The organism is Pseudoclavibacter sp. Z016 (assembly GCF_002931215.1).
Taxonomy (GTDB): domain Bacteria; phylum Actinomycetota; class Actinomycetes; order Actinomycetales; family Microbacteriaceae; genus Pseudoclavibacter.
This window is the reverse complement of sequence record NZ_PSTU01000003.1, coordinates 217,350-236,703: the sequence shown is the minus strand read 5'-3', so window position 1 is coordinate 236,703 and position 19,354 is coordinate 217,350. Positions and strand designations below refer to the sequence as shown.

Annotated in this window: 18 protein-coding genes; 5 read left to right on the top strand and 13 right to left on the bottom strand. The window is 70.8% G+C overall.

Going from position 1 to position 19,354, the window contains the following annotated elements; translation table 11 throughout:
- The first annotated feature begins 103 nt into the window (after positions 1–103).
- Together C5B99_RS02410 and C5B99_RS02405 are read left to right on the top strand one after the other, a co-directional pair.
- On the top strand, positions 104–922 hold the full coding sequence (locus C5B99_RS02410) for an ABC transporter ATP-binding protein (RefSeq protein WP_104240178.1): 819 nt from the start codon (positions 104–106) through the stop codon (positions 920–922).
- Positions 919–2,397 carry a permease gene (locus tag C5B99_RS02405; protein WP_104240177.1) on the top strand — a complete coding sequence of 493 codons (1,479 nt, stop codon included), beginning with the start codon at positions 919–921 and terminating at the stop codon, positions 2,395–2,397. Before C5B99_RS02410 ends, C5B99_RS02405 begins: the two co-directional genes overlap by 4 nt.
- A 200-nt stretch (positions 2,398–2,597) precedes the next feature.
- Here the strand turns inward: C5B99_RS02405 and C5B99_RS02400 are convergent, their stop codons facing one another.
- Complete coding sequence (locus tag C5B99_RS02400) at positions 2,598–3,746, bottom strand: NAD(P)/FAD-dependent oxidoreductase (protein WP_181057695.1); 1,149 nt, start codon at positions 3,744–3,746, stop codon at positions 2,598–2,600.
- Between the two features lie 225 nt (positions 3,747–3,971).
- Between C5B99_RS02400 and C5B99_RS02395 the strand changes: the two genes are divergently transcribed.
- The gene (locus C5B99_RS02395; RefSeq protein WP_104240175.1) at positions 3,972–4,217 is read left to right on the top strand and encodes a DUF3073 domain-containing protein; all 246 of its coding nucleotides are present in this window, start codon (positions 3,972–3,974) and stop codon (positions 4,215–4,217) included.
- Positions 4,218–4,289: 72 nt separating this feature from the next.
- Complete coding sequence (locus C5B99_RS02390; protein WP_181059585.1) at positions 4,290–4,667, top strand: SdpI family protein; 378 nt, start codon at positions 4,290–4,292, stop codon at positions 4,665–4,667.
- Positions 4,668–4,695: 28 nt separating this feature from the next.
- On the opposite strand, the gene C5B99_RS02385 is transcribed toward C5B99_RS02390, so the two are convergent.
- The 8 genes from C5B99_RS02385 to C5B99_RS02350 form a co-directional block, all read right to left on the bottom strand.
- A complete protein-coding gene (locus C5B99_RS02385) occupies positions 4,696–5,187 on the bottom strand; it encodes an FBP domain-containing protein (protein ID WP_104240174.1) in 492 nt (163 codons plus the stop codon).
- Between the two features lie 25 nt (positions 5,188–5,212).
- Positions 5,213–5,893, bottom strand: coding sequence for an alpha/beta fold hydrolase (locus tag C5B99_RS02380; RefSeq protein WP_104240173.1), 681 nt, complete (start codon positions 5,891–5,893; stop codon positions 5,213–5,215).
- A gap of 497 nt (positions 5,894–6,390) precedes the next feature.
- Positions 6,391–7,698, bottom strand: a complete 1,308-nt coding sequence (locus C5B99_RS02375; RefSeq protein ID WP_104240172.1) for a M20 family metallo-hydrolase — start codon at positions 7,696–7,698, stop codon at positions 6,391–6,393.
- Complete coding sequence (locus tag C5B99_RS02370) at positions 7,688–8,806, bottom strand: DUF917 family protein (protein ID WP_104240171.1); 1,119 nt, start codon at positions 8,804–8,806, stop codon at positions 7,688–7,690. Before C5B99_RS02370 ends, C5B99_RS02375 begins: the two co-directional genes overlap by 11 nt.
- Positions 8,799–10,667, bottom strand: coding sequence for a urocanate hydratase (locus C5B99_RS02365; protein ID WP_219819605.1), 1,869 nt, complete (start codon positions 10,665–10,667; stop codon positions 8,799–8,801). The genes C5B99_RS02370 and C5B99_RS02365 overlap by 8 nt, the downstream gene beginning before the upstream one ends.
- Positions 10,660–11,502 carry an IclR family transcriptional regulator gene (locus C5B99_RS02360; protein ID WP_104240169.1) on the bottom strand — a complete coding sequence of 281 codons (843 nt, stop codon included), beginning with the start codon at positions 11,500–11,502 and terminating at the stop codon, positions 10,660–10,662. The genes C5B99_RS02365 and C5B99_RS02360 overlap by 8 nt, the downstream gene beginning before the upstream one ends.
- Positions 11,503–11,504: 2 nt before the next feature.
- Positions 11,505–12,896, bottom strand: a complete 1,392-nt coding sequence (locus C5B99_RS02355; RefSeq protein WP_104240168.1) for a dihydroorotase family protein — start codon at positions 12,894–12,896, stop codon at positions 11,505–11,507.
- A gap of 341 nt (positions 12,897–13,237) precedes the next feature.
- A complete protein-coding gene (locus C5B99_RS02350) occupies positions 13,238–13,711 on the bottom strand; it encodes an Lrp/AsnC family transcriptional regulator (RefSeq protein ID WP_104240243.1) in 474 nt (157 codons plus the stop codon).
- 150 nt (positions 13,712–13,861) lie between these two features.
- Between C5B99_RS02350 and ald the strand changes: the two genes are divergently transcribed.
- Positions 13,862–14,983: an alanine dehydrogenase gene (gene ald, locus C5B99_RS02345; protein WP_104240167.1), complete on the top strand. Its 1,122-nt coding sequence runs from the start codon at positions 13,862–13,864 to the stop codon at positions 14,981–14,983.
- A 35-nt stretch (positions 14,984–15,018) separates the two neighbouring features.
- On the opposite strand, the gene C5B99_RS02340 is transcribed toward ald, so the two are convergent.
- From C5B99_RS02340 to C5B99_RS02325, 4 genes are read right to left on the bottom strand one after another with little or no spacing between them, the layout of a single operon-like run.
- Positions 15,019–15,768: an ABC transporter permease gene (locus C5B99_RS02340; RefSeq protein ID WP_104240166.1), complete on the bottom strand. Its 750-nt coding sequence runs from the start codon at positions 15,766–15,768 to the stop codon at positions 15,019–15,021.
- Complete coding sequence (locus C5B99_RS02335; protein ID WP_104240165.1) at positions 15,768–16,493, bottom strand: ABC transporter permease; 726 nt, start codon at positions 16,491–16,493, stop codon at positions 15,768–15,770. The genes C5B99_RS02340 and C5B99_RS02335 overlap by 1 nt, the downstream gene beginning before the upstream one ends.
- Complete coding sequence (locus tag C5B99_RS02330; protein ID WP_104240164.1) at positions 16,490–17,554, bottom strand: ABC transporter ATP-binding protein; 1,065 nt, start codon at positions 17,552–17,554, stop codon at positions 16,490–16,492. The genes C5B99_RS02335 and C5B99_RS02330 overlap by 4 nt, the downstream gene beginning before the upstream one ends.
- A 46-nt stretch (positions 17,555–17,600) precedes the next feature.
- Positions 17,601–19,280, bottom strand: a complete 1,680-nt coding sequence (locus C5B99_RS02325) for an aromatic amino acid ammonia-lyase (RefSeq protein ID WP_104240163.1) — start codon at positions 19,278–19,280, stop codon at positions 17,601–17,603.
- Positions 19,281–19,354 lie beyond the last annotated feature (74 nt).

Genomic DNA, 19,354 nt, shown 5'->3' with positions numbered 1-19,354 from the left:
ATCCTCCCGGATGATGCCAGCCCGCGAATACCCTCCCAGAGTCGGGGGCGGATGAGCCCGCAGGCGGTCGAGGCGCGCACCCCGAGACGGGCACCTTGGAGGCATGACTTCCCACCCAGGCTTCCAGACACCGGCCGCGGCACAACCGCACGCGGCAGCAGCACCCGCACAACGCTTCGCCCCGCACCCGAACGATGCGGCGGGCCGCGCATCCGCAGCCCTGCCAGCTGCCGGCGGGGTGCTCGCGGCACATTCACTCAGCAAGGCCTACGGACCGACGACCGCCCTCGCGGGCGTCAGCATCGCGGTGCAGGCAGGCGAGGCGCTCGCCATCATGGGCGCCTCCGGGTCGGGCAAGACCACGCTCCTCCACTGCCTGGCCGGCATCGTCACGCCGGACGCGGGCCGCATCGATCTGCACGGCGCTGCCGGCACCCGCGAGATCACCGGAATGTCCGACGCGGAGCGCACCGAGCTGCGCCGCACCGAATTCGGCTTCGTGTTCCAGGAGGGGATGCTCCTGCCGGAGCTCACCGCACTCGAGAACGTCGCCATCGCGGCGATGCTCTGCGGCGTCGACCGCACGCGCGCCGAGCAGGCCGCTGCGCAGTGGCTCGCGGCTATGGGGCTCGCCGGTATGGAGGCCCGTCGCATCGGAGAGCTCTCCGGTGGGCAGGCGCAGCGCGTCGCCATCGCCCGCGCCCAGGTCACCGGCGCCCGCGTCGTCTTCGCGGACGAGCCGACGGGCGCCCTCGACTCAGCGACGAGCGCCGACGTCATGACGGCGCTGCTGGCCGCGACCGCTCGGGCCGGCCGCAGCCTCGTCGTCGTCACCCACGACCCCGAGGTCGCGGCGCGCTGCGACCGCACGGTCCGGATGCGCGACGGGTACCTCCTCGAGGACACGGCGGCCCGCGCATGAACGGCAGCCACGACGCCGGGCCCCTCGGCCTCGCAGCGGATACCCGACCGACCGCGAAGGTCAGGGCCGCCGCCCCGTCGTCCGCAGTCGGCACCGTGAGCGTCCCGAGCCCCGCGCCCCGCGGCTCCAGCCGCATCCCGCTCCTCACGATCCTGCGGATGCTCACCCGGCCCGACACCGTCGGCCGCGCCGCCGTCGCCCTGCCGGCCGTGGCCTTCGCCGTCGTGACGGCCCTCACACTCGTCGTGGTCGGCGGCACCATGATGCTCTTCAACCCACCGCCCGGCATGCCATCCCACGGCTTCTTCGCGGTCTTCGCGCTGACCCTGCTCGCGGTCCCGCTGCTGACCCTCGGCGTCGCGGCGGCACGCCTCTCCGCCCGCCGCCGCGACGATCGCCTCGCGACGCTCAGGCTGCTCGGCGCATCCACCAGGGTCGTGACGCTGCTCGCCGTCGCCGAGGCGACGCTCGTCGCCATCGCGGGCATCCTCGCCGGCATGGTGCTCTACGCCGCCCTCCTCCCCCTCGTGGGACTCCTGCACTTCTACGGCGCCCCCATCGGGGCGGCGTCCGTCTGGGTGGGGTTCCCTGTGCTCCTCGCGACCGCGGCCGGCATCACCCTGCTGGCGGCCCTCAGCTCGTTCGCCGGGTTGGCAGCCGTGCGCGTCACGCCCCTCGGCGTGCGCAAGCGCGGCACGCAGCCGCGGGTCAAGTGGTTCGCGCTCGCCTCCGGCGTCGTCATCCTGCTCATCAGCCTCGGCCTCGTCGGCATGATGCAGGGACTCGCGTCGGCCTTCGGAATGATCGGAATCGTCATCGCCGTGCTCGTCCCCCTTGCGGCAGGGATGCTCGCCCTCAACCTCATCGGCAGCCCCCTGGTCGGCCTCATCGGCCGGCAGATGGCGAAGCGCGCGAAGTCACCCGCACGCCTCATCGGCGGGCGCCGGCTCGCCGAGACGCCCGGCGTCGCGTGGCGCAGCGTCTCGGGCATCGCGATGATCGCGTTCGTCGCCGTCATCGGCGGCAGCGGCCTCGCCCTCCTCGACATGGTCGGCACGTCGGGCATGCAGGCAGAGGATCTCATCCTCATGACCGACCTGCGCACCGGCGTCTTCCTGACGCTCTTCATCGCGTTCCTCATGCTGGCGTGCACGGTCGGCGTCTCGCAGGCGGCCGCGATCCTCGACGAGCGCAAGCTGCTCATCTCCCTCGATAGGGCCGGCATGCCGCGCAAGGTCTTCGAGCAGGCGCAGCGCGTGCAGGTCTGGGCGCCGCTGCTGCTCGCCGCACTCGGAGGAGCCGGAGCCGCGGCAGCCATCATCCTGCCGATCGTCGGCGCCTCGCTGATCATCGCGCCCCTCGCGATGCTCACGATGGCCCTCTGCTTCGCGCTCGGATTCGGTGCCGTCTGGCTGGCGCTCCTCGGCACGCGCCCCGTCGTCACCTCGGTGCTCGCCTCCGCGAACCGCGGCTAGCGCTCCTGCCGTGCGCCTCGCCCCCTGGCCCCTCTGCCCCCGTTCCCTCTGCCCCCGGAACCCCTGACTCGCTGACCCCTGATTCGCTGATCCCCGGTGGAAGAGTCAGCCAGATGCACGCTCCCGATCGGCGGACGCTGCATCTGGCTGACTTTCAGCGCGAGAAGGGGCGGGGAGGAGGGGCGGTCAGGGAGGAGGGGCTACTTCACCGTGGCCGGGGTCTCGCCGAGGCGATCGAAGACGCCCTCCGCGAGATGCTCGGCATCGAGGCGGGCCGCCACCGGGTTCCGACGGTTCGTTCCGTAGCCGAGCAGCGCGACGCGATTGTCTCGGCGACTCCACCCGTCGCGCAGACGAGCCATGCCGCCCTGCTCGCGCAGCTGCAGGGGCGCGAGATGGCGCATCGTGGGACGACTCCCCGTCGCCCAGATGATCGCATCCGCCTCGAAGCGCTCACCGCTCGCCAACGTCACCCCATCCGGCTGAACGCTCGCGAGAGGACCCTGCGAGACGAGCAGCCCCCGCCGAACCGCAGCGAGAGTCCCCCTCGAGAGTGGGATGCCGCGCACGCTCACCTCGCTCGGCAGACGCTCCCCTCGCTCGACGAATCGGACGAACTCGGCCTCGTGGCGTGCATCCATCTCCCGCTGCCGGGAATCGGTCCGCGACGGCAGCGTGAGGCGCGGCAGCTCGTGGAAGTCGGGCTCACGACGCGTCGACCACGCCGTCTTCGCCGCGATCGGCTCCAGCTCACGCAGAATCGTCACCGCCGAGCGCCCACCGCCGACGACAAGCACCCGCTTGCCCGAGAATCCCGCCAGCGACTCGATGTGCGCGGACGGCAGCTGCTGGCCGGCGAAGTCGAGGGCACCCGGATACCAGGGCACGAACGGCGACGACCAGTCGCCAGTCGCGTTGATGACGTACCTCGTCGTGATCGTGCGCGGCGGGCGGTCCCCCACCTGGATGTGCAGCGTCAGCAACGGCGAACGCCGCATCGCCTCGACGCGCAGCACCCGCACCGGGCGGGCCACGAACAGGTCGTACGCGTCCTCGTAGCGCCGCATGAGCGGGGGCATGATGTCGCGGACGATGGCCTCAGGATCCTGATCGCTGAGACGGATGCCCAGCTCAGAGAGCCCAGGTGGGCCGGAGAGCAGGGGCGTGTGCCCCACCGTCTGGAAGTCCCATCCGCGTCCCCAGGATCCGCCGGGCTGCGGCTCGGCATCGAAGACCACGAAATCCCGCAGCGGCCGGAGGCCCATCTCGGCGAGCGTCGCAGCGACCGTCACACCTGGCACACCCGCGCCGATGACGACGAGGTCGATGTCGGTCTTCACGGTGAGCACGTCCGGCTTCCTGTCGAGGCGCTGCGGGCGCAGCTCTGCGGGTACATCGGACTGTCGACGAGCTCGGGTCCGGTAGGCCACAGTCTAGAGACGCAGAGTGACGCGGCCGGGTCGGCGCACCGAAGATTCGCTCGGCCGCCGTGGTAATGTGAGCGTCAGATTTTCGTTAACGACTTGCGACCGGGTGGCCATTCCTGCCCGGCCCGAATTATAAGGGGGTTACGCATGGGGCGTGGCCGTCAAAAGGCGAAGCACACCAAGGTCGCCCGTGAGCTCAAGTACTCCGTACATGAGACGAACTATGACGCGCTGGCACGTGAACTCTCCGGTGGCTCCTCGAGCTACCCGGCGAGTCCGCCAGCCACTGAAGAACCCAACGACGACATCCTCTCGAAGTGGTCCGAGTACCTCGACGATGATGACGCCGACGAAGACGACGACGCGAGCGGCTACGAGCAGAAGCGCGCGTAAGCGTGCGAGCACGACTCCCCGGAGTCCTGCCGCCGCTGCCCTCGTCTGACTCCGAGCCGACCTCATCACCTGGTGATCGAACTCCAGCCCCCGAGCTTCCCTGCCGCCATCGCAGTGGCAGTGATCCTCGTCGTCGGCAACCTCATGAGCATGCTCACGGTGCGCTGGGGAGCTGACGGGCGTCTCGATCGCTGGGGGTACGCGGGTCTGCGCACCGCAGCGACTCGCGCATCCGACGAAGCCTGGCGGGCCGGCCACGAGGCGGCACTGCGCCCGGCGAATACCGGTGCAGGCGCCGGCATCGTCTTCGCGATCGTCTCGGTGCTCTCCGCCAACTCCGTCGCGCCGTACCTCGTCGCGCTCTCCCTCGCCGTGATCTCGACGCTCACGGGAGTCATCCTGAGCCTCGTCATCGCCCACCGCGCAGCCAAGGCAGTCGCCGGCAAGTAGACGCCGAGCGACATCCGGTGGATGGCGCTCAGACCCCGTCGCGCAGGTTCCTGGCGAAGCTCGCAGCGCGCATCCGCAGGTTCTCCTTGCGCTGCTCGCGGGCCGCCTCACGGTCGTAGCCGATGTACGCCGACGTGGGAAGGCGTCGCACGTTCGTCGAGCACTCGAACTCGGCGCAGACGAGCGTGCCGACGGTATCCCCGCGACGGCCTGCGTCGCCGGTGCGCTTCGCGCTGTAGAAGACGACGTCGTTGGGCAGCGTCACGTCCTCGCACCACGAGCACATGGCGCGCCGAGTCGGCAGCTTCCGCGCACGCTCGAACATGATCGCCACGAGGTCCCCGTCCACCGGGATCACCGCGTAGGCGCGACGCCCAAGCTTCGGGTCCGTCCAGCCGAGGTAGTCGCGCCGCTCCCAGTCCACGTCGTGGAACCCAGGTAGCAACGTCAGGTCGCTGACCTCCTTGCGCGAGGCGTTGACAAACGCATCCCGGATCTGGGCCTCGGTGAGCTGCTGCATCTGACGAGCGTACCCAGCCTCCCGGTCAGAGGCCGTCAGCAAACTCCGCGAGGGCCCTCGCGAGCGGGTCAGGCGCGCCGATGGCGACGTAGTGGCCTCCGGGGACCACGACCGCCTCGACCCCCGCACGGTCGCGGGCGAGCTGCTTCGCGAACTCGAGCGGGAAGAACAGGTCGTCCTCAGGCGCGATGAACCCCGTGGGGACCTCGCGCCCGACGCCCGGCCACGGCGCATCCATCCACGAGCCGGACTCCTCGCGCACGTGCGCCTTCGCGTCGACCACAAGATCGTCCGGCACGAGATTGTAGTACACGAGCTCGTCCTCGGCATCGACGCCGAGCGCGCTGTGGCCCGTCGCCGTCCACCACTCCTGCATCGTCTCGCCCGGCTTGGGGATCATGCCCGCGACGTAGACGAGCCCGTCGGCGTCGAGACGCTCAGCCACGAGAGCGGCGGAGAAGCCGCCGAGCGAGTGGCCGACGATCACCAGCTGCTCCCCCTGCCCGTCGCCGTCGGAACTGTCGCCCCTCGCCTCGTCGAGCTGCGCCGAGACCGAGTCCGCGTAGTCGACGAGCGACAGACCCGGCTCCTCGATCGGCAGGTCGACGGCGACCGCGCGATGGCCCGCCTCCTCCAGCTTCGGGACCACAAGGTGCCAGTCCCAGCTCGACGATCCTCCACCGTGGATGAGCACAAACGTAGCCATGGGCGTTCCCCTCGTTCCCGACCGCCGGCCACCTGACCGACACACTCTCCCACCTTGGGGGCCGTGCCTGGGCTTTCGCTCTACTCGGGCCTGCGCCGGCGCGAAGCGCCCAGCCCGAGGCGGCCGGCGCAACCGGCGCGAGTTTCGGGATGACATACACGCACGCAGATGGGTTGCAACTCATCCCGAAGCGCGAAACCCATCCCGAAACCCGGCGGCGCGGGGGCGGGCGGGCGCGGGCGGCGTCACCAAGCGGCCAGTGGAGTTTCGGGATGGGCTACACGCACGCAGATGGGTTGCAATTCATCCCGAAGCGCGAAACCCATCCCGAAACCGTGCGGCGCGGGGGCGGGCGGCGTCACGAAGCGGCCAGTGAAGTTTCGGGATGGGATACACGCACGCGGATGGGTTGCAATTCATCCCGAAGCGCGAAAGCCATCCTGAAAGCGGCGAGGGTGGGCGCGAGGGCTCGAGGGCGCGAGGGCGGGCCGGCGCGGTCAGCTCACGGCGAGGGGGCGCTCGCTGCGGTCGGCGGCGACGAGCGCCGTCGCGAGCACGTGGATGCCGACCGCGATGTCGTCGGCCTCGGTGAACTCCTCGGGCACGTGGCTGCGCCCGCCGACCGACGGCACGAAGATCATGCCCATAGGTCCGAGGTGCGCGAGGTGCGCCGCGTCGTGGCCCGCGCCGGACGGCACGGCCTCCCACGTGTAGCCGAGCGCGTCCGCGGCGTCGCCGAGGAGGCGCTGCACGTCGGGGTCGGCCGCGACCGGGTCCTGGTCGTTGAGCCACTCGATGGCGGTCTCGACACCGCGGAGCGCGGCAGCCGCAGCGATATCCTCGGCGACGCGACGCTTCGCGCCGTGCAGCCACGACGCATCCACGCTGCGCATCTCCGCCCAGATGCGCGCCTCGTCTGGAACGATGTTGAAGGAGCCAGGCGACGACTCGATACGGCCCGTCGTCGACACGCCGTGGATGGGGGCCCCGCACGCTTCTCGCTCGATCGTGAGGATCGCCTCGGCGGCCGCGATGAGCGCGTCGTGCCTGCCCTGCATGGGCATGGTGCCCGCGTGGTCTGCTCGGCCCGAGAACGCGGCCATGAGGCGTTCGATGCCCGCGATCGCCGTCACGACGCCGATCTGCCTGCCGCTGCGCTCGAGCTGCGGCCCCTGCTCGATGTGCAGCTCGAGGTAGGCGTGCAGGGAGCCGGGCGCCCAGGCCTGGCCGAGGGCGCCGCTCGTGTCGAGGCCGAACCCCGTCATGGCGTCGCCGAGCCGAAGCGCCGTGTCGCCGTTCGTGCGCTCGAGGTGCTCGGGGAGGAGCAGCCCCGCGATGGAGCGCGAGCCGATGCAGGAGACGCCGAACGAGTTCGCCTCCTCGCCGAGGAAGTCGACGACGTATAGGTCACGTGCGAGCGTGATGCCCTCCTCGCGCAGGCGCCGCGCGACCTCGATGCCGCCGAGCACGCCCACGATGCCGTCGTAGCGTCCGCCCGCGTGCACGGTGTCGGTGTGCGAACCGGTCATGAGGGGCTTCAGCGACGAGTTCTCGCCACGCAGCACCCCGACGACGTTGCCCGCCGGGTCGATGTGCGCGTCGAGACCGGATGCGCGCATCCGGTCGCGCACCCATTCGCGCCCCGCACGGTACGCGTCGGAGAACACCCGGCGGGAGAACCCAGGCTCTGCGCTCTCGATGAGGCCGGCGAGCTCGGTCAGGTCGGCGAGCACCCGCTGCTGGTCTGGCCGCAGACGCGACGGGTCGACGGCGCCGAGCAGCGCATCCGCGGTGTCAGCCGACATAGCCGGCCGTTCCGCCGACGAGTCCCGAGTCGCGGTACTTCAGGAAGTCGATGCCCATGATCTGCTCGATCTCGGCGAGCCCGGACTCGTCGATCGCCGACGACGACACCGGCAGCCCGGAGGCCGGCACCGACACGAGCACAACATCCTGCCCCTCGGCGGCATCCTTCACCGCGACCGCCTCTCCGAGCTTCGGGTCGAGGAGGATGATCGTGTCCGGGTAGGTTGCGATGCGCTCCCCGCCCGACTCGATGGCCATGTACTCGTTGAGGTACGGCACCGTGAAGTCGCCGATGCGGAAGGTGCCGTGGTCCCAGCCTCCGTGCGTGTCGGTCGGCACCTCGAGGCCGAGCGGCCCGCGCGAGACGACCGTGCCGCCGAGGCGTTCGACGACTGCCTGCACGAACGCATCCTGCTTGCCGGCGCCGCGCTTCCGGAGCGCCGCCGCCATGTCCCTGCCGAGGTCGAGGGCGAGCGAGATCGACCCGTGCGCGGCGTGCTCGCGCACGTAGCTCAGCTCGACCGGGTTGCGGGCGGCGGCGATGAAGCCGCCCGTGCGCACCGAGATGTCGCGCAGCACGTCGTCGCATGTGTTGATCGTGCCCCGGTTCACGGAGAGGAAGTGGCCGTGGAGGGCGCGGTTGCCGCCCGACACGACCTGCGTCGCCACGTAGCCTTCCCGCTCGGCGAGGCCGAGCGAGCCGAGCTTGCCCGTCGGGTGCGCGCGCACGTCTCCGGCCGCATCCAGCACCTTGACGCCGAGCACGGACGACTGGATCCAGCCGTTCAGCGTCGTCGAGTAGCCGTTCTGCGCGGTCATGACGGCCGAGATGGGCACCTCAGTCGCCCTGATGAGCTCCTGCAGGGCGTGCACATAGTCGACGGGGCGGATCTCCCAGTTCTTCGCGGCTGGCGCGCCGATCGCGGTGACCGTCGCCACCCAGCTGTCCTCCGGGAGCTCGTCGATGCCCGCGAGCACCGGCCTGTTGAGCTCGGTCGCCATGCGGCCCATGAGCTCGCCGTGGTGCTTCCACCCGCCGCCGCCGCACGCGAGCACACCGCCTCCGAGCACTCCGTGGACGGCGTCTTCCTGGGTCAGTTCACGCACGGGCGTTCCCTTCGGGGTCGGTGGGGGTGGATGCCGCCGGCGCTGCGGCCTCTTCTGCGGCCGGCCCGGCGGACGCGGGGGCACCGCGCGCGGCGAGCCCGAGGGCGGCGATGGGGGCGTCGCCCGTCTCGCCGTTCCGCGCGATGGCGGACGCGGCCTCCTCGTAGCCGGCGGCGGCGTGGCGGATGACGCCGAGCCCCGTGTCGAGGTCGAGAGCCAGGCGGAGTCGTTCGAGGGTCTCCGGCTTGCCGTCGGCGACGATGGAGACGCCGGCGGACTGCATCCACCCGGTGTAACCGCCGCCACCCGAGTGGATCGCGACGAGGTCGGCCCCGGCCGTGGAGAGCAGCATGGCGTCGAGGAGCGGCCAGTCGGTGACGCCGTCGGAGCCGTCTCGCATGCCCTCGGTGCCGATGCGCGGATGGGTCATGCCGGCGGAGTCGAGGTGGTCGCGGCTGAAGAGCACGGGAGCCGTGAGCCGGCCGTCGGCGACGAGCTCGTTCGCGGCCTGTGCGAGGCGCGAGCGTTCGCCGTGCCCGAGCCAGCAGGACCGCGCGGGGAGGCCCTGCTGCGGCACGTGGACGCCCGCGAGCGCGAGCCACTCGGCGACCTCGGGCCGGTCCGGGAAGAGCGAGGAAGCGAGCGCATCCATGGTCAGCTGGTCTTCGACATCGCCGGACAGGCACACCCAGCGGAAGGGACCGATGCCGCGCGCGAAGAGCGGCCGGAGGTAGGCCTCCATGAAGCCGGGGATGCGGTTGACCCGCTCGGTCTCGCTCTCGCCGAGGTGCTCCAACGCCTTCACGCGCAGGTTGTTGCCGTTCTCGAAGGCGATGGATCCGCGTTCCTGCAGCGTGAGCATGGCCTCGACCTGCTTGGCCATGGAGGCGCGTGCGAGGGCCTCGACGCGTTCCGGCTCGGACTCACGGGCGGCGATCCACTCGTCGAGCGTGTACTCGAGGGGCACGTAGCCGTAGCGCGCGTCGTGCGCGGCGGTCTGGTCGGTGACGATGTCCGGGACGACGCCGCGCGCGGCGAGCTCCGCGAAGACGGCCGCCGCGTTGGCGCGGAGCGCGACGGCGGCGGGGATGCCCTCGGCGCGTGCCGCCTCGAGCAGCGCCAGCGCGTCGTCGAGCGAGGGTGCGAGGACGTCGACGCCGCCCACCGCGAGCGCCCGGTCGATCTTCACCTGGTCGATCTCCACGGTCAGGGACGACAGGCCGAGGATGCGCGCCGAGATGGGCTGGGCTGAGCCCATGCCGCCGAGCCCGGCCGTGAGCATCCACCGGCCCTCCGCCCGCGCGTCGTAGTGCTGGACCAGCACCTCGCGGAGGAGCTCGTACGTGCCCTGCAGCACGCCCTGCCTGCCGATGTACTGCCAGGCGGCTGCCGTCAGCCCGCCCCAGATGGTCTGCCCGGCCCGATACCGCTCGTAGAAGCGGTCGCTGGTCGCCCAGTTGCCGACGGTGTTGTTGACGGCGGAGAGCACCATGGGCGAGTCGCGCTTCGTCGACATGATGCCGACCGCGGCGCCCGTCTGCAGGATCAGCGTCTCGGCCTCGTCGAGCTCGAGCAGCGAGTTCACGATGCGGCAGGCCTCGTCCCAGTTGCGGGCGGCCTTGCCGAGCGACGCGTAGACGATGAGCTCCGCCGCGTTCTCTCCAACCTCGAGCACGTTCTCGAACATGCGAAGCAGGCCCTCGGCCCGCCAGTTCCTCGCGCGCAGCTTCGTGCCGCGCTGCGCGGTGATCGGCTGCGTTCCACGCGCGAGGATGGGGCTCGCGAGCGGCCCGGACACGGGCGGCGCGGACTCCTCGAAGGCGGGGGACGGGGCTGCGGGGTTCGCGGCGATTTCAGGCACTCTGGTCGCTCCAGACTTCGAGGTCGACGTTCGACGGCAGTTTCGCGGCGAGCTCTGCAGCTCCCTGCTTGAGGAGCGCGACGCGCTCATCCAGTACCCCAGTCTGCCGCTCGTCACCGACAAGAGACAGGGAGCACAGCACTCGGCCGCCTGCGAAGACGGGCACGCCGATGCCGACCATGCCAGGGGTGATCTGCCCGTAGGAGACGGCGTGCCCCTCGGCGCGCACCTGCCGCAGGTACGGCTCGATCATCTCCGGGCTCATCGTCGCGGTCGTGTACGCGCGGAGGCCGCCGGAGAGCAGCTCGCGCACGACCTTCTTCGGTGCGTACGCGAGCAGGGGCAGGGCCGTCGCCCCCGCGTACAGGCTGCGCACCTTCCCGCGGCCGAAGGGGATGCGGTGCTGCGGATGCGCATACGACACCTCCAGGCACACGGCCGTGATGTGCACGCGCACGGCGAGGATCGCCGTCATGCCGGTGAGCTCCCTGAGGCGACGCAGCACGGGCGCCGCGTAGCGCACGAGGTGCGGGGAGGCGTCGTCGTTCTCCGCGAGGCGGCTCGACGGCATGAGGTAGCCGTCGATCTCGATCGCGAAGCCCGCGTCTCGAAGCACGGTCACGTAGCGGTACACGGTCGACAGCGGCATGCCGAGCTCGCTGCTGATCTCCGAGATCTTGAGCCGCCCTCGGCCCTGGATGAGCTGCAGGATCTCGAGGCCACGGTGCAGCGACTTGTACGCGGCTCCCCCGGTCCCCCCAGCCCCACCGGAGGCAGCCGCTCCCCCGGATATGGGCCGTCCGTTCGGGTCCGCCTTCGGTCGCAGATCGCTCATGGTCAGACCAGCACCTCTCCCCGGCCCGCGCGCGCCAGGAGCCCAGCGGTGTCGGAGTAGACGAGCTCGCCGCGGGAGAAGGTGTGCGTCACGCTGCCGCCGGGCGACCTGCCCTCGTATGGCGTCCAGCCCGCGTTCGAGAGCATCCGGTCGAGTTCGATGGATGCGTCCCCCGGCGTGAACACGACGATGTCGGCGTCCTTGCCGACCTCGAGCGACCCCTTGCGAGCGTCGAGACCGTACCGGCGCGCTGGGCTGATCGTGAGCGCATCCACCGCCTGCGCCAGGAGCGTGCCGGACGGATCGCGACGCAGCGCCCCGCCCAGCGTCGCGGCGACGAGCGTCTGCACGCCCGGCGCGCCCGAGCTGTTGTCGAGCATGACGTCGTGGTCCTTCAGCTCCGTCGACCACGGGGCGTGGTCCGAGCTGACCACGCTCACCAGCCCCTTGCCGAGGCGATCCCACAGCCCGTCGCGCGCCTCCGCGTCCCGCAACGGCGGGTTGATCTTCAGGCGTCCCCGCTGCGTCTCGAGGTCGTCCTGGGTGAAGGTCAGGTAGTGCGGGCAGGTCTCGAGCGTGACGTCGGCGCCCTGCGTCCGGTACCAGTCGACCAGGTCGACGCTGCGGGGCAGCGACAGGTGGCAGACGTGCAGCCTGGCCCCCGTGTCGGCGGCGACCTCGAGTGCCGTCAGGACGCCGAGCGTCTCCGAGACGGGCGGACGAGAGCGTGAGTGCGACTGCGGGTCGGTGCTGCCCGCCGCTCGCTCCTCGCGGAGGAGCGCCTGGATGATCTCGTTGTTCTCGGCGTGCGTGCACAGCGTGCGTCCCGCGTCCCGAACCGCGGCCATGACGCTCAGCAGCTCGCGGTCGTCGATGCGAGGAAAGCGCGTCTCGTGCGTGTGGAACAGTGACACCTTGAAGCCGGCAGCCCCAGCCTCGGCGAGTTCGCCGGCCGCGCGCCAGCCGCCGCCGGGCGCGAGCGTGCCGAGGAGCGCCACGTCGATGTGCGCCTCATCGTTCGCGAGGTCCTGCTTCGCCCGGAGCCTGTCGAGGCTGTTGATGGGGCCGGTGCCGTCATAGGGCATCTCGACGATCGTCGTCACGCCACCGGCCGCGGCGGCCCTCGTCGCCGCCGCGATGCCCTCGCCGCCGTGCGAGAGGGAATGCACGTGCGCATCCACCACTCCGGCCAGCACGTAGGCGTCGCCGACGTCGACGATGCGGGCGCCAGCGGGTGCCGGGGTGCGAGAGCGGCCCGTGTGCACCGCGACGATGCGCGGCCCCGCTGCCCACACCTCGCCTTGCCCCCAGACGCCGCGCGGGTCTCGGATCTTCCCACGCACGATGAGGGTCGCGACGAGGTCGTCGTCCTGCACCTGCGCTGCTGGATCCATGCACACAGAATAAGAACGTCACGGCGGTCCCGGCTACTGCGTTCTCAGATCACGGGATGAGTTGCGGGTGCCGGAGCGGGCTGGTCAGCGCTGGTCAGGGTCGGCGTTGGGCCGGCGTTGAGGTGAAGGGGCCCTGAGGGTCGGGCGCACTCCGGCTACACAGACCTCGGCCTCGCGCAGGCGTGCGCTCCGCCGCGCCTGCACGTCCCCGAAGTCTGCGCGGGGTACGGCCCCGACGCTCGCAGACCTGGGGTATCTGCAGGTCGCCACCTCAGTGAATCCGCCAAGGACCGACGTCTTGCCGTGTGGCACGCAGGACGCGGCACGCACGACGCGGCAGCTCAGCGGATGCGGTGATGGTCGAAGACGATGCTCGTCCGAGTGGAGGCGACGGCAGGGTGCGTCGACAGGTTCGCCACCACGAACTCCCGCGCGTCGTTCGAATCACGGACGGCGACGTGCACGATGAAGTCCTCCGAGCCGCCGAGGAAGAAGATCTGCACGACCTCGGGCAGCGCACGCATCTCCTCCGCGAAGTGCGCGAGCTCCTGACGCTGCCCCGAGCGGATGTTGACGCTGATGAGGGCCTGCAGCGCGAGGCCCAGCTGCGGCAGGCCCACATCCGCCGTGAACCTCGTGATGATGCCGCGATCGACGAGCGAGCGCACGCGCGCGATGCACGTCGACTGGGCGATACCGACCGCGGCCGCGAGCTGCGTGTTCGACTGCCGCGAGTTGGCCTGCAGCAGCTCGACGAGACGGCGGTCGACATCGTCGAGCAGCCCGGCGTCGACGGCCCGTAGTTCCTTCGGCATCTCACCCACGCGTGTGCCTCCTCAGCGAAGTTTTGCCCCGATTCTCCCTCACATGCCGATGTTTCTTCGGCATTCAACGTATTCGAAACACGTTCTGCGCATGATTGCCGGAGAGAAGCACCGAACGAGCACGAACACAAAGGGGTAATCATGCGCATCGGGGTCCCGACGGAGATCAAGAACAACGAGAACCGCGTGGCTATCACGCCCGCCGGGGTCCACGAGCTGGAGCGCCACGGCCACCAGGTCTTCATCGAGGCGGGGGCCGGCCTCGGCTCGGCAATCCCCGACACCTCCTACGAGGCGGCGGGTGCGCGCATCCTCGCGACCGCAGACGAGGTCTGGTCGACGGCCGAGCTGCTGCTCAAGGTGAAGGAGCCCATCGCCGCCGAGTACCGCCACATGCGCCCCGAGCTGGTGCTCTTCACCTACCTGCACCTCGCGGCCGACCGCGCGCAGGCGGAGGCGCTCGCGAACGCCGGCACGACCGCCATCGCGTACGAGACGGTGCAGCTCCCGAACCGCTCCCTGCCGCTGCTCACGCCCATGAGCGAGGTCGCCGGCCGCCTCGCCACCCAGGTCGGCGCCTACCACCTCATGAAGGCTGCGGGCGGACGCGGCCTGCTGCTCGGCGGCGTGCCCGGCACCCCGAAGGCGAAGGTCGTCGTCATCGGCGGCGGTGTCGCCGGGGAGCACGCCGCCGCGAACGCCGTCGGCATGGGCGCGGACGTCACCATCATCGACCTGAACATCCCGCGCCTCCGTGAGCTCGAGGTGCAGTTCCAGGGCAAGATCCAGACGCGGGCTTCGTCGGCGTACGAGATCGCGGCGCAGCTCGCCGAGGCCGACCTGGTCGTCGGCTCCGTCCTCATCCCGGGCGCCGCCGCCCCGAAGCTCGTCACCGACGAGATGGTGGCGGGCATGAAGAAGGGCTCCGTGCTCGTCGACATCGCGATCGACCAGGGCGGATGCTTCGAGGGCTCCCACCCCACGACGCATGACGACCCGACGTTCGCCGTGCACAACTCGATCTACTACTGCGTCGCCAACATGCCGGGTGCCGTGCCGGAGACCTCGACGCGCGCCCTCACGAACGTGACGCTCCCGTACGTGACCGCCATCGCCGACAAGGGCTGGAAGCGGGCCATGCAGGAGGACCATGCCCTCGCGCTCGGCCTCAACGTGCACGGCGGGCACGTCACCAACCGAGGTGTCGCCACGGCGCTCGGCCTCGCCTACCGCCCGGTCGACGAGGTCCTCGCCGCCGAGTAGCTCGGTCCCTGGCGCCGCGCCCGCCCGCCCGGGGGCTACGCGCTCGCCGTGGCCGTGCTCGTGGATGCGGCGGTCGGGCCGGAGACGGCACCGGCACCGGCACCGGCCTCGGCCACGGCCCCCTTCGACCCGCGCTTCGTACGGCCGGGGACCACGAGTCGCCCGAGCAGCGCGAGCAGGCCGTCGACGACCAGCGCGAGCCCCGTGACGAGGACAGCGCCGACCAGCACGCGCCCGTAGTCCGTGACGGCGAGGCCGTCGAAGATGTAGCGTCCGAGGCCGCCGAGGTTCACGTAGGCGGCGATGGTCGCCGTGGCGATGACCTGCAGCACCGCGCTGCGGAGCCCCGCGACGATGAGCGGCATCGCGTTCGGCAGCTCGACCTGCCACACGATCTGCCACTCGGTCATGCCCATGGCGCGCGCCGCATCCACCGTCGCGCGGCTCACGTTCGCGACACCCGAGTAGACGCCGGCGAGGAGCGGGGGCACGGCGAGCACGACCAGCGCGATCACCGGCGGGAACAGTCCGAGGCCCATCAGCAGCACGAGCAGCGTCATGAGACCGAGGCTGGGGAGCGCTCGCAGCACGTTGGCGGTGGCGACGATGAACGTCGTGCCCTTGCCCGTGTGGCCGATGACGAGACCGAGCGGGAACGCGATGACGGCGGCCAGCGCGACCGCCAGCAGCGAGTACCAGAGGTGCTCGCCGACCCTGGCCGGGATGCTCGAGGAGCCCGCCCAGTTGGCCGGGTCGAGGAAGTAGGACAGCATCTCGTTGAACATCAGATGTCCCCCTTCGCGATGACGGTGTCGAGCATGGCGGTCTCGGTGCGCTCGTTCGGTGTGCGCCTCGACGCCCGCTTCGCCTTCACGCGGTCGCTGCGCAGCCACGGGGTGGTCGCGACGCCGATGATCGCGATGACGCGGTCGAAGATGAACGCGAGCACGAGGATCGTGATGATGCCCGCGAAGATCTGGTCAGGGTAGTCGCGCTGGAACCCGGCGGTGAAGAGCTGGCCGAGGCCGCCGACGCCGATGACGGCGCCCACGGAGACGAGCGAGACGTTGGTGACCGCGACGACCCTGAGCCCGGCGACGAGCACGGGGATGGCGAGGGGCAGCTCGACCGCGATGACGCGCTTGATGGGCGAGTAGCCGATGGCGCTCGACGCGTCCTTCACGTCGTCCGGAACCGCGTCGAGCGACTCCAGCACGGTGCGGATGAGCAGCGCCGTCGAGTAGAGCGTCAACGCGATGATCACGTTGAGCGGGCTGATGATGGGCGTGCCCACGATCGACGGGATCACGACGAAGAGCGCGAGCGAGGGGATCGTGAAGACGATGCTCGCGACGATGATCGCGACGCCTCGTCCGCGCGGTCGCCCGACGAGGAGCATCCCGAGCGGGAGGGCGATGACGAGGCCGAGCACCGTCGGCACCACCGACAGCACGGTGTGCTGGATGATGATCGGCCAGACCGTCTCCCAGTTCGCGATGAGCCAGTTCATGATCGGTCGCCGCTCGCGTCCGCGACGCGGGCGAAGACGGCCTCGCCGCGCACCACTCCGGTGGCCACGCCTGCCTGGTCGACGACGATCGCGAGGCCGGCCGGGGAGGCGAGCACCGCATCCAGGGAGCGCCGCAGGTTGTCGTCGAGCGTCACGACCGCGCCGACCGGGACGCGCAGCGAGCTCGCACGGTGCAGCCACTCGTCTGGGCGGCCGTCCTCGTCGACCGCGAGCGACCACTCGGCCGTGTGCCCATCGAGGCCGATGATGCCGGCCACGGCGTCGGCGAGGGGCTCCGCGGTGAGCGAGGCGTCCCGGAACGTGAGGGCGCGGTAGCCGCGGTCCTTCGAGATCATGCTCGACACGAACGTGTTGGCGGGCCTCGTCATGACCTCCTCGGCTGCCGCGTACTGGTGGAGCACGCCACCCGGCCCGAAGACGGCGATCTTGTCGCCGAGGATGAGGGCCTCGTCGATGTCGTGCGTGACGAACACGATCGTCTTCTTCAGCTCGCGCTGCAGCCGGATCATCTCCTGCTGCAGCTCGTCGCGCACGACCGGGTCGACGGCGCTGAACGGCTCGTCCATGAGCAGGATGGGCGGATCCGCCGCGAGGGCACGGGCCACGCCGACGCGCTGCTGCTGGCCGCCGGAGAGGTCGGCCGGGTAGCGGTGGACCAGCTCGGGGCGGAGGCGGACGCGCTCGATGGCATCCATGGCCTTCGCTCTGGCCTCCTTCGCGGGGACCCCCTTCAGTCGCAGCACCGTCGCGACGTTGTCGAGCACGGTGCGGTGCGGGAAGAGGCCGGCGTTCTGGATCACGTACCCGATGCCCAGGCGCAGCTGGGTGGAGGGGACGTCCGCGACGTCCTTGCCCGCCACCGTGATGCGGCCGCTGGACGCGTCGATCATCTTGTTGATCATGCGCATCGACGTGGTCTTGCCGCATCCGCTCGGACCGACGAAGGCCGTGAACGAGCCCTCCTCGATGTTGAGGCTGAGGTCGTTCACCGCCGTGGTGCCATCCGGATACGTCTTGGTGACGTTCTCGAAGGTGATCATGCTGCTCCTTGGCTGGTGACGGGTGGTCGTTGGGCGAGCGTGGAGCTCACGCGTCCTGCACGTGCTCGCTCAGCTCGGCGATGTCGGCGCGCACGCGGTCGATTCGCTGAGAGGTCATGATCGCCGGGTCGTTGAGGGCGAGGGTCTCGCGGATGCGCTTCGAGAGCTGCACCACAAGCGGAGCGCGGTCCTTCATGCTCGGGGCTGGTGCGGCGACGCCCACGCCGACGGCGAGGAGCCCCTCGATCGCGAGGAGCCGCTCGGCCGCCTCGAGGCTGTCCTCGAGGAGCCGCACGGCCAGGTAGCCCTGCGCGTTGTGGTCTTCCACGCCGTCGCCGACGACCCCGCCGAGGTGCGAGACGGGCGCCGCGAGCTGCTGCAGGCGCGCCATGAGCGACGATGCCGTGTTGGCGAGGATGACGGGCACGAACGGATGGTCGGCGTCGTCGATCGACAGCACCTGCTCAACGAGCGACCGCTCGGACCGGAGGCGCCTGATCATGAGCGAGCAGCGCCGCTCGCTCATGATGCCGAAGTGCGCGAGCAGCAGGCGCACGGAGTCGGCCGTGATGGCCATCTGGATGGTCGAGAAGTTGCCGTTCGAGATGATGACGTCGTTGTCGATGTCGATGTACGGGTTCTCGCTGCGCGCGTTCAGCTCGACCGTGACCGACTCGCGCAGCACATCCGCCTGCTCGATGAGGGTGCCGTGCACCTGCGGCACGGTGCGCATGGAGAGCGGGTCCTGCAGGGAGCCCGCCGTGGCCGGCCCGTAGGCGCGGCTCGAGCCGAGCAGGGAGCGGAAGCGCGCGGCCGCCCTGATCTGGCCGGGGTGGGGCCTGGCCGCGACGACCTTCTCCTGGAAGCCCTTGACGCTGCCGTTCAGGGCGTCGAAGGTGTGGGCGACGACGAGGTCAGCGGATGCGGTGAACCGGTCGAGCCGCACGGAGGTGAGGGCCGCGATGCCGACGGAGGCGGCGTTCGCCCCGACGAGCGCGAGCCCGTCCTTCGCGGCGAGCTCGAGCGGCACGAGGCCGGCCGTCGCCAGCGCCTCGCGGGCGGGGACGGTCTGCGTGCCGGTCTCGTCGAGCACGCGCCCGCGGCCGACGAGCACGTTGCCGACGGCGGCGAGCATCGACAGGTCGGCGGCGCCGACGGACCCCTCGGAGGGGATGGCCGGGGTGACGCCGCATTCGAGCAGGCAGCGCAGGCCCTCGAACAGCGCCGTCGTGGCGCCGGAGTTGCCCTGCGCCATGACGGCGAGGCGCGCGAGCATCACGGCTCGCGCTTCGATGGGGGTGAGGTTCTTGCCGACCGCCGCGTCGTGGGAGGCGAGCACGAACAGCTGGAACGCGTGCTGCAGCTCCTCCGGGATCTCCTGGTCGCGCAGCGGCCCGAGGCCGCGGTTGACGCCGTACGCGGGCTCCCCGCGGGCCATGACGCTCTCGATGACGCCCCGCGCCTCCGCGAGCCGGACTCTGACGTGCGGGTCGATGTCGAGGTGGCCGACCGTGACGGCGAGCCGCTCCAGGATCCGCGGCGTCATCCGGTCGCGGCCGATGACGAAGCTCGTCAGCGGCAACGCCCCCTCTGCGCTGGTGCCAGCGAGCGCGTTGACTCCGGCCGAGGAGGCGTCCGTGACCGACCGCTTGCCCTGCGCTGCCCGCTTGCTGGGGCGCATCGTGGGTCGCACGTGCGGCCGTTCGGCGTCTGCGTGCTGCTGCATCCGGAACTCGCTTCTCGTAGATCTTGGAGCTGGAGGTGAGGAAAGCGGGGAGAGTCGGTCGGGAAGTCGGTGGT

Coding starts and splice junctions, on each gene's coding strand:
- C5B99_RS02405 (WP_104240177.1), top strand. CDS start 919: ATGAACGGCAGCCACGACGCCGGGCCCCTCGGCCTCGCAGCGGATACC.
- ald (WP_104240167.1), top strand. CDS start 13,862: ATGCGCATCGGGGTCCCGACGGAGATCAAGAACAACGAGAACCGCGTG.
- C5B99_RS02395 (WP_104240175.1), top strand. CDS start 3,972: ATGGGGCGTGGCCGTCAAAAGGCGAAGCACACCAAGGTCGCCCGTGAG.
- C5B99_RS02410 (WP_104240178.1), top strand. CDS start 104: ATGACTTCCCACCCAGGCTTCCAGACACCGGCCGCGGCACAACCGCAC.
- C5B99_RS02350 (WP_104240243.1), bottom strand. CDS start 13,711: ATGCCGAAGGAACTACGGGCCGTCGACGCCGGGCTGCTCGACGATGTC.
- C5B99_RS02355 (WP_104240168.1), bottom strand. CDS start 12,896: ATGGATCCAGCAGCGCAGGTGCAGGACGACGACCTCGTCGCGACCCTC.
- C5B99_RS02325 (WP_104240163.1), bottom strand. CDS start 19,280: ATGCAGCAGCACGCAGACGCCGAACGGCCGCACGTGCGACCCACGATG.
- C5B99_RS02360 (WP_104240169.1), bottom strand. CDS start 11,502: ATGAGCGATCTGCGACCGAAGGCGGACCCGAACGGACGGCCCATATCC.
- C5B99_RS02340 (WP_104240166.1), bottom strand. CDS start 15,768: ATGTTCAACGAGATGCTGTCCTACTTCCTCGACCCGGCCAACTGGGCG.
- C5B99_RS02335 (WP_104240165.1), bottom strand. CDS start 16,493: ATGAACTGGCTCATCGCGAACTGGGAGACGGTCTGGCCGATCATCATC.
- C5B99_RS02330 (WP_104240164.1), bottom strand. CDS start 17,554: ATGATCACCTTCGAGAACGTCACCAAGACGTATCCGGATGGCACCACG.
- C5B99_RS02375 (WP_104240172.1), bottom strand. CDS start 7,698: ATGTCGGCTGACACCGCGGATGCGCTGCTCGGCGCCGTCGACCCGTCG.
- C5B99_RS02380 (WP_104240173.1), bottom strand. CDS start 5,893: ATGGCTACGTTTGTGCTCATCCACGGTGGAGGATCGTCGAGCTGGGAC.
- C5B99_RS02385 (WP_104240174.1), bottom strand. CDS start 5,187: ATGCAGCAGCTCACCGAGGCCCAGATCCGGGATGCGTTTGTCAACGCC.